10 protein-coding genes are annotated in these 12,988 nt (G+C 62.2%); 1 reads left to right on the top strand and 9 read right to left on the bottom strand.

Going from position 1 to position 12,988, the window contains the following annotated elements:
* Positions 1–15: 15 nt before the first annotated feature.
* The 8 genes from lon to THECO_RS21735 form a co-directional block, all read right to left on the bottom strand.
* The gene (gene lon, locus THECO_RS12535; protein WP_015255420.1) at positions 16–2,406 is read right to left on the bottom strand and encodes an endopeptidase La; all 2,391 of its coding nucleotides are present in this window, start codon (positions 2,404–2,406) and stop codon (positions 16–18) included.
* Between the two features lie 78 nt (positions 2,407–2,484).
* Positions 2,485–4,191: an ATP-dependent protease LonB gene (gene lonB, locus THECO_RS12540; RefSeq protein WP_015255421.1), complete on the bottom strand. Its 1,707-nt coding sequence runs from the start codon at positions 4,189–4,191 to the stop codon at positions 2,485–2,487.
* A 120-nt stretch (positions 4,192–4,311) separates the two neighbouring features.
* Positions 4,312–5,424 carry a flavodoxin-dependent (E)-4-hydroxy-3-methylbut-2-enyl-diphosphate synthase gene (gene ispG / locus THECO_RS12545; protein WP_015255422.1) on the bottom strand — a complete coding sequence of 371 codons (1,113 nt, stop codon included), beginning with the start codon at positions 5,422–5,424 and terminating at the stop codon, positions 4,312–4,314.
* A 90-nt stretch (positions 5,425–5,514) separates the two neighbouring features.
* A complete protein-coding gene (gene clpX / locus THECO_RS12550) occupies positions 5,515–6,771 on the bottom strand; it encodes an ATP-dependent protease ATP-binding subunit ClpX (RefSeq protein ID WP_015255423.1) in 1,257 nt (418 codons plus the stop codon).
* Between the two features lie 25 nt (positions 6,772–6,796).
* Positions 6,797–7,393, bottom strand: coding sequence for an ATP-dependent Clp endopeptidase proteolytic subunit ClpP (clpP, locus tag THECO_RS12555; protein ID WP_015255424.1), 597 nt, complete (start codon positions 7,391–7,393; stop codon positions 6,797–6,799).
* A gap of 234 nt (positions 7,394–7,627) precedes the next feature.
* Positions 7,628–8,929 carry a trigger factor gene (gene tig, locus THECO_RS12560; protein WP_015255425.1) on the bottom strand — a complete coding sequence of 434 codons (1,302 nt, stop codon included), beginning with the start codon at positions 8,927–8,929 and terminating at the stop codon, positions 7,628–7,630.
* Positions 8,930–9,017: 88 nt separating this feature from the next.
* Positions 9,018–9,983: a hypothetical protein gene (locus THECO_RS12565; RefSeq protein ID WP_015255426.1), complete on the bottom strand. Its 966-nt coding sequence runs from the start codon at positions 9,981–9,983 to the stop codon at positions 9,018–9,020.
* A gap of 189 nt (positions 9,984–10,172) precedes the next feature.
* Positions 10,173–10,559: a glutathione S-transferase C-terminal domain-containing protein gene (locus tag THECO_RS21735; protein ID WP_041853902.1), complete on the bottom strand. Its 387-nt coding sequence runs from the start codon at positions 10,557–10,559 to the stop codon at positions 10,173–10,175.
* Between THECO_RS21735 and THECO_RS21740 the strand changes: the two genes are divergently transcribed.
* Positions 10,554–10,826 carry a hypothetical protein gene (locus THECO_RS21740; RefSeq protein ID WP_041853903.1) on the top strand — a complete coding sequence of 91 codons (273 nt, stop codon included), beginning with the start codon at positions 10,554–10,556 and terminating at the stop codon, positions 10,824–10,826. The two genes, THECO_RS21735 and THECO_RS21740, sit on opposite strands and share 6 nt — an antisense overlap.
* 290 nt (positions 10,827–11,116) lie before the next feature.
* Here THECO_RS21740 and THECO_RS12580 read toward each other — a convergent pair whose 3' ends face one another.
* Entirely contained in the window at positions 11,117–12,979 is a 1,863-nt protein-coding gene (locus THECO_RS12580; RefSeq protein WP_015255427.1) for an asparagine synthetase B family protein, read from the bottom strand.
* Positions 12,980–12,988 lie beyond the last annotated feature (9 nt).

Here is a 12,988-nt window from a genome sequence, read left to right on the forward strand (position 1 = left end):
TTTCCCCTCGGAGGGTCAGTGGATGTCGATCCGTGCTTCCTCTCCGCCGGCGCCGGACTCCAGCACATGGACGGGCGGCAGTCCGCCGACCAGGGCGTGCGCCAACACTTCATCCATATGCGAGACCATGACGAACTCGAGCTCTTCGCGGATGCTCTCCGGCACTTCCTGCAAATCGCGGGCGTTGTCTTTCGGAACGAGCACTTTCCGGATGCCGGCGCGGTGGGCGGCGAGCGATTTCTCCTTGAGCCCGCCGATCGGCAGCACCCGGCCGCGGAGCGTGATTTCTCCGGTCATGGCGACTTCCTTCGAGACGGCGCGTCCCGTCAGCGCGGAGATGAGCGCGGTCGCCATCGTGATGCCGGCGGAAGGGCCGTCTTTCGGAATCGCGCCTTCCGGCACGTGGATGTGGATGTCATTTTTCTCATGGAAATCCGGCTCGATGCCGAATTCGACCGCCTTGGAACGCGTATAGCTGAAGGCGGCCTGCGCCGATTCTTTCATGACGTCGCCCAGCTTGCCGGTGAGCGTCAGCTTCCCGCTGCCGGGCATGACGGTCACCTCGATTACCAGCGTGTCCCCGCCGACTTCCGTCCAGGCTAGGCCCGTCGCGGCGCCGACCTGATCCTCCTGCTCGGCGAGTCCGTACCGGTACTTGGCCGGTCCGAGCCATTCCTCGACCCGCTGCCGGTCGACGACGATCGTGCCGCGGTCCGGTTCGGTGACGATCTCCTTCGCCGCCTTCCGGCAGAGCGCAGCGATCTGCTGCTCGAGACCGCGCACGCCCGACTCGCGCGTATACTCCCGGATGAGCGCCTGCAGGGCATCCGGCTCGACGGCAAGCTGTTCTTCCTTCAGCCCGTGATCCCGCTTCTGCTTCGGCAGCAGGTAGCGCTCCGCGATCTCCCGCTTCTCCAGTTCGGTGTAGCCCGGAATGTACAGCACTTCCATCCGGTCAAGCAGCGGGCGAGGAATGTTGTGCACCGCGTTCGCCGTCGTCACGAACATGACGCTCGACAGATCGAACGGCAGCTCGATGTAATGGTCGCTGAACGTGCTGTTCTGCTCCGGATCCAGCACTTCCAGCAGCGCAGCGGCCGGATCGCCCCGGAAGTCCATCGCCATCTTGTCGATTTCGTCCAGCAGGAAGACCGGATTGGCCGATCCCGCCGTTTTCATTCCCTGGATGATGCGTCCCGGCATTGCGCCGACATAAGTTCTGCGATGGCCGCGGATTTCCGCTTCGTCCCGCACGCCGCCGAGCGAAATGCGCACGAACTGGCGGCCGAGCGACCTGGCGATGGATCTGGCGATCGACGTCTTGCCGACGCCCGGCGGTCCGACGAGGCAGAGGATCGGGCCTTTGAGCCGGTTGACCAGCTTCTGCACGGCGAGATATTCGAGCACGCGCTCCTTCGGCTTCTCCAGGCCGTAATGGTCCTCGTTCAACACCGCCTCGGCCTTGGCGATGTCCAGATCATCCTCGGTACGTTTGCGCCACGGCAGCGCGAGCAGCCAGTCGATGTAGTTGCGGATGACGCCTGCTTCGGCGGACGACGTCGGCATCCGTTCGAGCCGGTCGATCTCCTTCGATATCCGCTCGCGCACGTTGTCCGGCACGTCGGCCGCTTCCAGCTGGGCGCGCAGCTCCTCGACTTCGCCCGCCCGGCCTTCTTTGTCGCCGAGCTCCTTCTGGATCGCCTTCATCTGCTCGCGCAGGTAATATTCCTTCTGCGTCTTCTCCATCTGCTTCTTGACGCGCTGGCTGATCTTCCGCTCGAGTTCCAGCACTTCGCGCTCGTTGTTCAGCAGATCGAGAATTTTCTCGAGCCGTTCGCGAACGTCGATCGTCTCGAGGATGTCCTGTTTGTCCTTGATCTTGAGCGACAGATGGCTGGCGATGACGTCCGCGAGCCGGCCCGGCTCTTCGATGTCGCTGACTGCAGCCATCGTCTCCGGCGTCACTTTCTTCGACAGATTGATATAGTGTTCGAACTGACCCAGCACCGTGCGCATGAGCGCGTCGATCTCGGGATCGGCCGCATCCCGCTCGGGCAGTTCCTTGACCATGACTTCATAGAATTCGTCGTTCGGGACGTACTCCGTAATCTCGGCGCGCGTCAAGCCTTCCACCAGCACGCGGATCGTGCCGTTCGGCAGCTTGAGCATCTGCCGCACCCGCGCAATGGTGCCGACACGGTAAATATCGTCCTGCGTCGGTTCCTCGATGCCCGACTCCGATTGGGAACAGAGCAGGATCGTGTTGTCGCCGACCATGCAGCGTTCCAGCGCCCGCACCGACTTTTCCCTGCCGACATCGAGGTGAAGCACCATGCTCGGATAGACGAGCAGTCCTCTGAGCGGCAGCAAGGGCAGGCGCCGTCCTTTCCGTTTGCCCGGTACCACGCCAGCACCTCCCTGATCGATTGCACAGTTCGCCGGCCGGTTCATGCAGCGCGGCCGTCCGGCGGTATAAATTCTATTTTAGCATTCCGCCGAATCGGCCTGCAAATACGACACCTCCGGCACGGCGAAGCGCTCGGCCGGCGCGGCGGATTCGATGTCGAGACGGCGCAGTTCAAGATCGGGAAACGCGATCTTCAACACTTCTTCGACGTGTCCGACCGGCACGACGTTCAGCCCGTCGAACCGCGAATAGAAGTCCTGCCAGTTGTCCTTCGGGATGACGACCGTCCGGGCGCCCGCCTGGAACGCAGCCTCCACTTTGGCCAGCACGCCGCCGACCGGTTTCACGTTGCCGTGGATGCCGATCTCGCCGGTCATCGCCAGCTTGTTGTCGACGGGACGGCCCGTGATGGCCGACGCGATCGCGGTCATCATCGCAATGCCCGCCGACGGTCCGTCGATCGGCGTGCCGCCCGGGAAGTTGATGTGCAGGTCGAAACGCTGCGGTTGGAACCCGAAGCGCCGCAGCACCGTGAGCACGTTCTCGACCGATCCCTTCGCCATGCTCTTGCGGCGCAGCGTGCGCGAGCCTCCTCCCAGTTCTTCCTCGTCGACGACGCCGGTGATCGTGAACGAGCCTTTGCCCGAGCGAACCGGGATGGCGCTGACCTCGATCTCGAGCAGCGTCCCCATGTTCGGACCGTAGACCGCCAGTCCGTTCACATAGCCGACCTGCGGTTCCGCCGGCACTTTCCGTTCGGGACGCGGCGGAATCTGGCTGGAATTCGCCACCCATTCGATGTCGGCCGCCTCGATCCGTTCGCGGCGTTCGGACATCGCCAGTCCGGCCGCGAGCTGCACCATGTTGACCGCCTCGCGGCCGTTCGTCGCGTATTTCGTGACGGCTTGCACCGCGTCGGGATGGTACGGCATGCCGATCTTGCGCATGGCGCCTTCGGCGATCTCCGCAATCTCGTCCGGAAGCAGCGGCCGGAAATAGATCTCCATGCACCGGGACCTGAGCGCGGGCGCAATCTCCTGCGGCGACCGCGTCGTCGCGCCGACGAGCCGGAAGTCGGCGGGAAGCCCGTTCTGGAAGATGTCGTGAATGTACTGCGGGATGTTCGGGTCTTCCGAATGGTAATAGGCGCTCTCGAGGAACACTTTCCGGTCTTCGAGCACCTTGAGCAGCTTGTTCATCTGGATCGGATGCAGCTCCCCGATCTCGTCGATGAACAGCACGCCGCCGTGCGCCTTCGTGACGGCGCCGGGCTTCGGCTGCGGAATGCCGGCGACGCCCATCGCCCCCGCGCCCTGATAGATCGGGTCGTGCACCGAGCCGATCAGCGGGTCGGCAATGCCGCGCTCGTCGAAGCGCGCCGTCGTCGCGTCGATCTCGAGAAACTTCGCGTCATGGCGGAACGGCGAAGCCGGGTTTTTCTTCGCTTCCTCGAGCACGACGCGGGCGGCCGCCGTCTTCCCGACGCCCGGCGGGCCGTAGATGATGACATGCTGAGGATTGGAGCTGCAGAGCGCCGCCTTCAGCGCGCGCAGCCCTTCATGCTGCCCGACAATGTCGTCCATCGTCTGCGGCCGCGTCTTCTCGGCGAGCGGCTTCGTCAGCGAGATCGAACGGAGCCGGCGCAGCTTCTCCATCTCCTTGCGCGATTCCTTGTCGACGGCCGTCCGGTTCGTCCGCTGCGTCCGCAGCAGATTCCAGAAATACAGCCCGATCACCACGGCGAAAAACACCTGGATCAGCAGCAACACGACACTCAGATTCATGCGATTCGCTCCTCCCGTTTGCGGCGGTCCGTATCCTGTTCGAACCGCCGGACACAAAAATCCGGCAATCAGGATCAATACTTGTAAGTATTGCCTGTTTGCCGGACATGATACGGGAGGTTAAATTTTGGCAGCGTGCCGTTTGCGTCCCGGAATTTCGCCCGTCTCGTTGTAGACGCGCACGATCTCGTCGATTTCTTTCTTCAATTCGTTCAGCAGCTCCGCCTCGGGCACCTTCCGGATCATCTCGCCGTAGCGGAACAGCATCCCTTCGCCGCGGGCGCCGGCGATGCCGATGTCGGCTTCCCGGGCTTCCCCCGGGCCGTTGACCGCGCAGCCGAGCACCGACACTTTGATCGGCACCTTGATGTTGGCGATATAGTCCTCCACTTCGTTCACGATCGAGAACAGATCGATGTCGAGGCGTCCGCAGGTCGGACAGGAGACGAGCGTCGCCGCATTCGAGATCAGGCCGAACGCTTTCAGTAGCTCGCGGGCGACCTTCACCTCTTCCACCGGATCGGCGCTCAGGCTGATGCGCACCGTGTTGCCGATGCCCATCGCGAGCAGCGCTCCGATGCCGGCCGAACTTTTGACCGTGCCGGAGAACAGCGTACCGGCTTCTGTAATGCCGAGGTGAAGCGGATAGCGGATCTTCTCCGCCGCCATCTTGTATGCGGCGATGGCCATCGGCACGTCGGACGCCTTCAGGGAGACGATGATGTCGCGGAAATCAAGCTCCTCCAGAATACCGATATGGTAGAGCGCGCTCTCGACCATCGCCTCCGGCGTCGGATAGCCGTATTTCTCCAGCAGATGCTGCTCGAGCGATCCCGCGTTGACGCCGATCCGGATCGGAATGCCCCGCTCCTTGCACGCCTTGACGACAGCCTCCACCTTCTCGCGGCGACCGATGTTGCCGGGGTTGATCCGCACCTTGTCGATGCCGTTCTCGATCGCGGCCAGCGCCAGCCGGTAGTCGAAATGAATATCCGCAACGAGCGGGATATGAATCCGTTTCTTGATCTCCTTGATCGCTTCCGCCGCTTCCCGGTTGTTGACGGTGACGCGCACGAGCTGGCATCCCGCTTCTTCCAGACGGTGGATCTGGGCGACGGTCGCCTCGACGTCGGCCGTCTTCGTCGTGCACATGCTCTGGATCGTCACTTCATCGCTCCCGCCGATCACCAGGCCGCCGACCCGGACCGGAACGGTGTCTTTCCGATGGTACATGGCCTTCTCTCCCCATAGAACGTCAAATGCCACCCAAGCCGCGGGGGACGCTCCCCCGCGGCAGAGGTGGTCGCTTGCCATCGCCTGGCGTCAGGCGCTTTCTTCTTTCTTCTTGCCCTTCTTCGTCGTCAGCTCGGGCATGATCTTCTCGCGCACCACTTGCTCCGTGATCATGCAGCTGCTGATGTCGTCGCGGGACGGCACCTCGTACATGACATCGAGCATGATGTCCTCGATGATCGCCCGCAGACCCCGCGCGCCCGTATTCCGCTTGATCGCTTCCTTCGCGATCGCTTCAAGCGCAGCCGGCTCGAAATCGAGCTTCACGTTGTCCATCTCGAGCAGCTTCTGATATTGCTTCACCAGCGCGTTCTTCGGCTCGGTCAGGATGCGGATGAGCGCCTGCTCGTCAAGCGGCTCGAGCGCGGAGATGACCGGCAGACGGCCGACAAACTCCGGAATGAGCCCGAATTTGAGCAGGTCTTCCGGCTGCACGAGCTTCAGATATTCGCCCGGTTTCATTTCCTTCATGTTCTCGCCGCCGGCGGTAAATCCGATGACCTTTTTGCCGATCCGGCGCTTGATGATCTGCTCCAGTCCGTCGAAGGCGCCGCCGCAGATGAACAGGATGTTCGTCGTATCGATCTGGATGAACTCCTGGTGCGGATGCTTGCGTCCGCCTTGCGGCGGCACCGAAGCGACCGTGCCCTCGAGAATCTTCAGCAACGCCTGCTGCACGCCTTCGCCCGACACATCGCGGGTAATGGACGGATTCTCCGATTTGCGCGCCACCTTGTCGATCTCGTCGATGTAGATGATGCCGCGCTCCGCCTTTTCCACGTCGTAATCCGCAGCCTGAATCAGCTTGAGCAGGATGTTCTCGACATCCTCGCCGACATACCCCGCTTCCGTCAGGGAAGTGGCGTCGGCGATCGCGAACGGCACGTTCAGAATCTTCGCCATCGTCTGGGCAAGCAGCGTCTTGCCGGAACCGGTCGGACCGACGAGCAGAATGTTGCTCTTCTGCAATTCAACGTCTTCCAGCTTGCTCTGCGAGTTGATCCGCTTGTAATGGTTGTAGACGGCCACGGACAGCGATTTCTTCGCCTGGTCCTGACCGATCACATACTGGTCCAGAATCGCCCGGATTTCCTTCGGTTTCGGAATATCCTTCAGATCGAGCTCCTCTTCAGAACCGAGTTCCTCCTCCACGATCTCCGTGCAGAGCTCGATGCATTCATCGCATATATAGACGCCTGGACCGGCGACCAGTTTGCGCACCTGATCCTGCGATTTGCCGCAGAAGGAGCACTTGAGCTGGCCCTTCTCGTCATTGAATTTGAACATTCGGATATCTCCCCTTCGTCATGCGTCACTCGCCTGCGGCTTCGGGCCGTGTGATGACCTTGTCGATCAAACCGTAAGCGAGCGCCTCTTCCGCGCTCATGAAAAAGTCGCGGTCCGTGTCGCGTTCGATCTTCTCGTAGGGCTGTCCGGTGCGCTCCACGTAGATCTGGTTCAGCTTGTGCTTCGTCTTCAGGATCCAGTCGGCGTGAATCTTGATGTCCGCCGCCTGACCGCGCACGCCGCCGAGCGGCTGATGGATCATCACTTCGCTGTTCGGCAGCGCATACCGCTTGCCCTTGGCGCCCGCCGTCAAGAGCAGCGAAGCCATGCTGGCCGCTATGCCGACGCAGATCGTCGAGACGTCCGGTTTGATGTATTGCATCGTGTCATATATGCCCAGCCCCGCGGTCACCGAACCGCCGGGGGAGTTGATGTAGAGATAAATATCCTTCTCGGGATCTTCGGCCGCAAGGAAGAGCAGCTGGGCGATGACGAGATTGGCGACATCGTCGTCGATCGGGCTGCCCAGGAAAATGATCCGGTCCTTCAGGAGCCGGGAATAGATGTCGTAGGATCGCTCGCCGCGACTGCTTTGTTCCACTACGATAGGCACCAGATTCATGCGACCCACCTCTTTTCGTAATCGGCTTCGATTCTTATTGTACCATGTCTGAAGCGCAATGTCATACTCGGCGAAAGCGGACGTGGTCCTCGCCGACCGGGCTCCCGCCCATCGTTAACCTATATGTATGCGCCGGGCGGCAAGGCGTGCACTTCCCGGCCCGGGCGTTGATGGAGAAATAAGGCACGTGCCTGTAAAGTACGTGCCTTACTCTCATGTCGATGTTCCCGGTCTTTACGCGACCGAAGACGCCGTTTTGCTGTTGTCGATCAGGAACCGGATCGTCTTGCGCAGGACGAGGTCCTCCTTCAGGCTGTCCAGGCTGCCGTTACGTTCGAACAGCTCACGCAGTTCGGCAGCCGGACGGTTGTACATCCCGGACAGCTTCTCCAGTTCCTCGTTCAGTTCGTCTTCCGTAACGGTAATGTTTTCCGCCTTGGCGATGGCTTCGAGCACCAGGTTGTTGCGCACCCGCTTCTCGGCGTCGCCCCTCATCTGCTCGCGGAGCTGCGCTTCATCCTGACCGGAGAAGCGGTAGTACAGCTCGAGCGTCATGCCCTGCATCCGCAGGCGGTTCTCGAAATCGCGCAGCATGTAGTCGATTTCCGAGCGGATCATTGCTTCCGGGATGTCGACTTCAGCATTCGCGGAAGCTTTCTCGATGGCGGCCAGTTCGCGCGCGTTCTCGGCTTCCTTCTGCTTCCGTTCCTTCAGTCTGGCCGCAAGATCCTGTTTGTATTCCTCCAGCGTATCGAATTCGCTGACGTCTTTGGCAAATTCGTCATCCAGCGCCGGCAGGTTCTTCCGCTTGATCTCATGCAGTTTCACTTTGAAGACCGCCGGTTTGCCTTTCAGTTCCTCCGCGTGGTAATCCTCGGGGAACGTCACTTCGACGTCTTTGAAGTCGCCGATGTGCATGCCGACGATCTGATCCTCGAATCCGGGGATGAACGTTCCGGAACCGAGCTCGAGCGAATGGCGCTCGCCGCGTCCGCCTTCGAACGGCTCGCCGTTGATGAACCCTTCGAAGTCGATGATGACGATGTCGCCTTTCTCCGCCTGTCCGTCTTCGACGGCGACCAGCTCGGCGTGGCGCTGCTGCTGCCGTTCCAGTTCGGCCTGCACTTCTTCTTCCGTCACCTCGGTTTCGGCTGCCGGAAGCTCGAGACCTTTGTATTCTCCGAGCTTGACTTCCGGCTTGACCGTCACCTTCGCCTTGAAGATGAACGGCTTGCCCTTGCCGAATTGCTCGATGTCAATTTCCGGGGCATCGACCGGAAAGATGCCCGTCTCCTTCACCGCATCCGCGTAAGCGTCGGGCAGCAGGATGTCGACCGCATCCTGATACAGGCTCTCGACGCCGAACCGCGCTTCGAAAATCTGCCGCGGCACTTTGCCTTTCCGGAATCCGGGAACGTTTACTTTCTGGACGACTTTCCTGAACGCCTTGTCCAGCGCCGCGGCTACTTGTTCCGCATCGACTTCGACGCTCAGCACGCCCGTATTCTTCTCCAGAGTCTGCCAACTTGCCTTCATCTTATGCCTTCCCCTTCCACAACTGACGCATCCGTCTGTTTCTTCACGATACTAAACCACTCCATTATAGCCAACCTTCCCGGATATTTCAAGGTTCTCCGGGCCCTGCGGTCAGCGGCGGAGCCGCCCGCCGGACGGCTTTGTACGCCTGTTCGAACCTGAAGCGCAGCGATTCGGGAATGCCGTACGCCGCGCGGATCTCCGCTTCGTCTGCCCGGCCGTAAGCCGCAACCTGCACCGCGAGATGAAGCGCGGCGGCCCAGCAGTCGATCGCCTCCTCGCTTCCGGCCGCCATCCACTCGTAATCGGAAGTGCCGTAGAGCGACCGCAGCATTTCTTCCCAAAGTTCGCGTGCGAAAATTGGCAGCGTCGGATCGAACGCTTCGGAAGCCCGGCACGCCCGTTCCAGCACCTCGCCCGCGGCGGGCGGATAGTCGCCCATCCCGAGCGGCGTCCGCTCGATCTCAAGCTCCACGCGCTCTCCCGCGCGATCCAGCAGCACCCGGCCGGTGGCGCCGCGCCGCCGGAGCGTCTGCAGGGCGCGAAACTGCATCGACGGGTGCATCGGCTCCTTGCGGAGCCAGTCCAGAATTTCCCGGTCGACATCCGGATCGTCGAGGTAGACGGCTTTCTCCAATGCGAGCAGGCGCTGCTCCAGGCGCGGGCTCTGCTTCAAGTCCTCGAGTACCCGGCGGACCTGCTCCCCGCCGTCGTCCCGCGGCTGAAGGGCCAGTCCGCGCATCGCCGCCTCATCGTCGGGCAGATCTTCCTCCGCCCCGCCGTCTTCGATGGAAAAAGTGCCGCCCGCCGGTTCGCTTTCCCGATTTTCAAGTCCGGGATATACCGACTCCAGCCACTCGATAAGCCGGCGCCATTCGTCGTAGGCATGCTCATCCTGGCCGCGGCAATCGAGCAGGAAGCGCAGCAGCGCGTGGGCTTCGCCGAACCGTTCGGATTCGAGCAGCCGGGTCAGCCGGCCGCGATATTCGTTCACCATGGCCGGAAGCAAGTAGACATTGCCCTTGCCGGCATCCGCATCGCGTGATCGCGTCACATATCATCGCTCCTGGCGGCCGCCTGATTCGAACCCCGGCCGGTGTCCGGCAGGCGAGCCGCAGTTGATGGTTCACAAGAATCGTTCCCAGTATAGCACGCGAGCGTCCGGAACAGAAAACAAACTCCCACATTTCGCCTGAAACATGGGAGTTTGTCCAGGGGAAGCGCGATGCTCTCCTGATGGTTTTTACAGAAAATGGTCGTCCGGTCCAATCAGCACGATGCCCCGGTTGAGCGCCGGAATGCCGAGAAAGTATCCGCGGGAAATGAGCGCGAAATCCGTCGTCGCCCTGCACGCCGGCAAGGCGTGAAGCTCCCGCAAATACCGGTGCACTTCGACAAAGTCCCGAATCCGGTACTTGTGCAGCCGAAAGCCGGGCGCGTACACCTGATCGTAGCGGACAAGCAGCGTGTACAGCCACAGATCCGCAAGCGTCGGAAAATCGCCAAGCAGGCAGCGCCGCCCGGTCAGATGCCGGTCCAGATCCGCAAGGAAACGGTAAACCCGTTCAACTTCCCGTTCATATTCGTCCTGACGGGCCACAAATCCGGCGCGGTAGACGCCGCAATGCAAGTCGTAGAAAATCCGCTCTTCCCATTCCAGCCGGGCTTCCTCTTCCTGCAGGAGGGCGAGCGCCTCCTTGCGGCCCGCCGACTCCGCCAGATCGGAGACGATCTTGACCGGGAGCAGATAGGGATCGTTGCTGATGATCCGCCCGGCTTCCAGATCGACCAGGGCCGGCAGCCGGACATGCGTCCCCCATTCGAACGCCGCCGCCTCCGTCCGGACATCGGCGCCCAGGCCGGGGACGGCTCTTCCGAACCGTCCCCGCTCCGCTGAATCAGCCGCCCGTTGTTGGGAGAGAGCACCGCGATCAGATCCAGAAATCCACCGAGCGCCGCAATCAGCGCCAGCCGCTGGCCCGTCGGCGTCACCGGCGAATAGAGCAGGGCGTATCGTCCGGGCCGGGGCTCAAGCGGCTGCTTGACCGCCGGGTCATTCACGATGGCGCCGGGCAGAATGGGACCGCCGCGAATGCCGATGTCGTAATCGTCCGGCGGCCGGAAATATCGGAAGTTCCCGTACTTCATAAGCTCACCCGCATTTGCTTCAGTTCGCCCGCACGTGCTTCATCCCGCATGCACCGCATGGCTGCTCTCAAATTTGACGCCATACAGCCTGGTCCACATGTCTAGCATGACGAGCCGCGGCAGAATCGGCGGCGCGTCGAACGTCCCGTCCGACCACTCGCTTCGCGTCATGAAAGTCGTCAAGTATTCGATATCCGCAATCTGCGGCAGGACGCTGTTTTGGTCGTTTGCCGCCTCGCGCAAATATTGCAGAACGGCCGAGGTGTACGGGCGGTTTCGCATGACGGCGAATCCGCTTTTTTTCCGCCAGGCGACCTCGTAGGGAAGACGGTGTTCGTATGCCTTCCGCAAAATGCCTTTTTCCGCCGATCCCGTACGCTTGATATTGTAAGGCAAGTTCCAGGCAAATTCCACCAGCCGGTGATCCAGGAAGGGAAGCTGCACCCTGAGGCCGGCCGCCGCGCTCATGCGGTCGGCGCGATCCAGCAGGAACGGCAGAAATCGGGTCAACTGCATGTAGAACACGTAATCCATATGCCGTTGCAGCGGGTCCTCGTCGCGAAGGCCGGGCATTTCGGATTCCGCCGCCTTCCAGCGCTGCCTCAGCTGCTCGTCCAGATCGCAGCGCGCCCTAAGCTCCGGATGCAGAAAGTTCGCAGCCCCCGTCCCTTTCAGCCAGGGAAACGTATGGCCGGGCGACTGCGCTTCAGCCGCAATCCACGGGAACCCGCCGAACAGATCGTCCGCCCCTTCCCCTGAGAACACTTCCTCCCGGCCCGTCTCGCGGATGCGCCGGTAAAGATGCAGCAGCGTAATGTCCAGATCCCCGACGCCGGGAAGGTCCCGCGCCCGCACCGTATCTTCGAGGGCGGCGCGAACATCGCCCGGCTCGATCACGATCGTCTCATGGCGGGAGCCGATATGGTCCCGCATGATCTCCACATACGGACCGTCCAGCGAATGATGCAGCGCATCGGGGCGAAAATCCGTGTCCTCTCCGGCATACGAGAACGAGAACGTCTGAAGTTCCGCTTCCTTGCCGGCAGTGTGCCGGGCCGCTGCGCAGATGACGCTGGAGTCCAGCCCACCGGACAGCAGAAAAGCCTGCGCGCGACCGACGTCGTGCAGCCGGCGCCGCACCGCGTCGTCCAGCAGCGCCGCGATCTGTTCGGCGGCGGCTTTCTCGCCGGCCGGAGCGCCGGCGCGCTCCGGCAGCGTCCAGTACCGGCGGCGCCAGATGCGGCCATCCCTGAACGTCACGATCTCGCCCGGACGAACCTCGGCCAGATACTTGTACACGGTCGTCCCGGGGATGCGGGAGGTCGAATTCATCAGATCAAGAATCGCCGATTCGTCGAACACGCGGGGGAACCGCGGATCCTGCAGGATCGCCTTCGGCTCCGATGCCGCCGCGATCCGGCCGAAGCGGGCGGAATGCCAGTAATAGAGCGGCTCGATGCCGAGCCTGTCGCGCACGAGATGCAGTTCGCCCGTTCGGCCGTCAAAGACGACGATCGCGAAAGCCCCCCCGACTTGTTCCGCGAACGAAGGGCCATTGGCCAGATAGGCGCCCAGCAGCAAGCGGGCGACGGACGCCTCGCACGCGTCCCGGTCGATGCCGAGTTTGCCGCCGATCTCATCCGCGTTGTCGATAAAGCCGCTCACCGCCAACAGGACCGCGTTTTCGCCGGCCTGCTGCCGTGCAAGGCCGCTGCCGGACCACCCGCTTCCGGCCAGCGCCCGGGATTTGCTCTGTCCCAATACCGCATGCCGGTCCCCGCGCACGATCCGGATCTCGCCGGACGCGCGGCCGGACATGGCCTCCAGTCCCTTCAGCACGAATTGTTCCTGTTCCGCTTGATCGATCGGCTCTTCATCCCGCAGCACCACAATGGCGCTCATGCCGAATCC

Origin of the sequence: Thermobacillus composti KWC4 (genome assembly GCF_000227705.2) — a bacterium.
In the GTDB taxonomy this organism is placed as follows: domain Bacteria; phylum Bacillota; class Bacilli; order Paenibacillales; family Paenibacillaceae; genus Thermobacillus; species Thermobacillus xylanilyticus.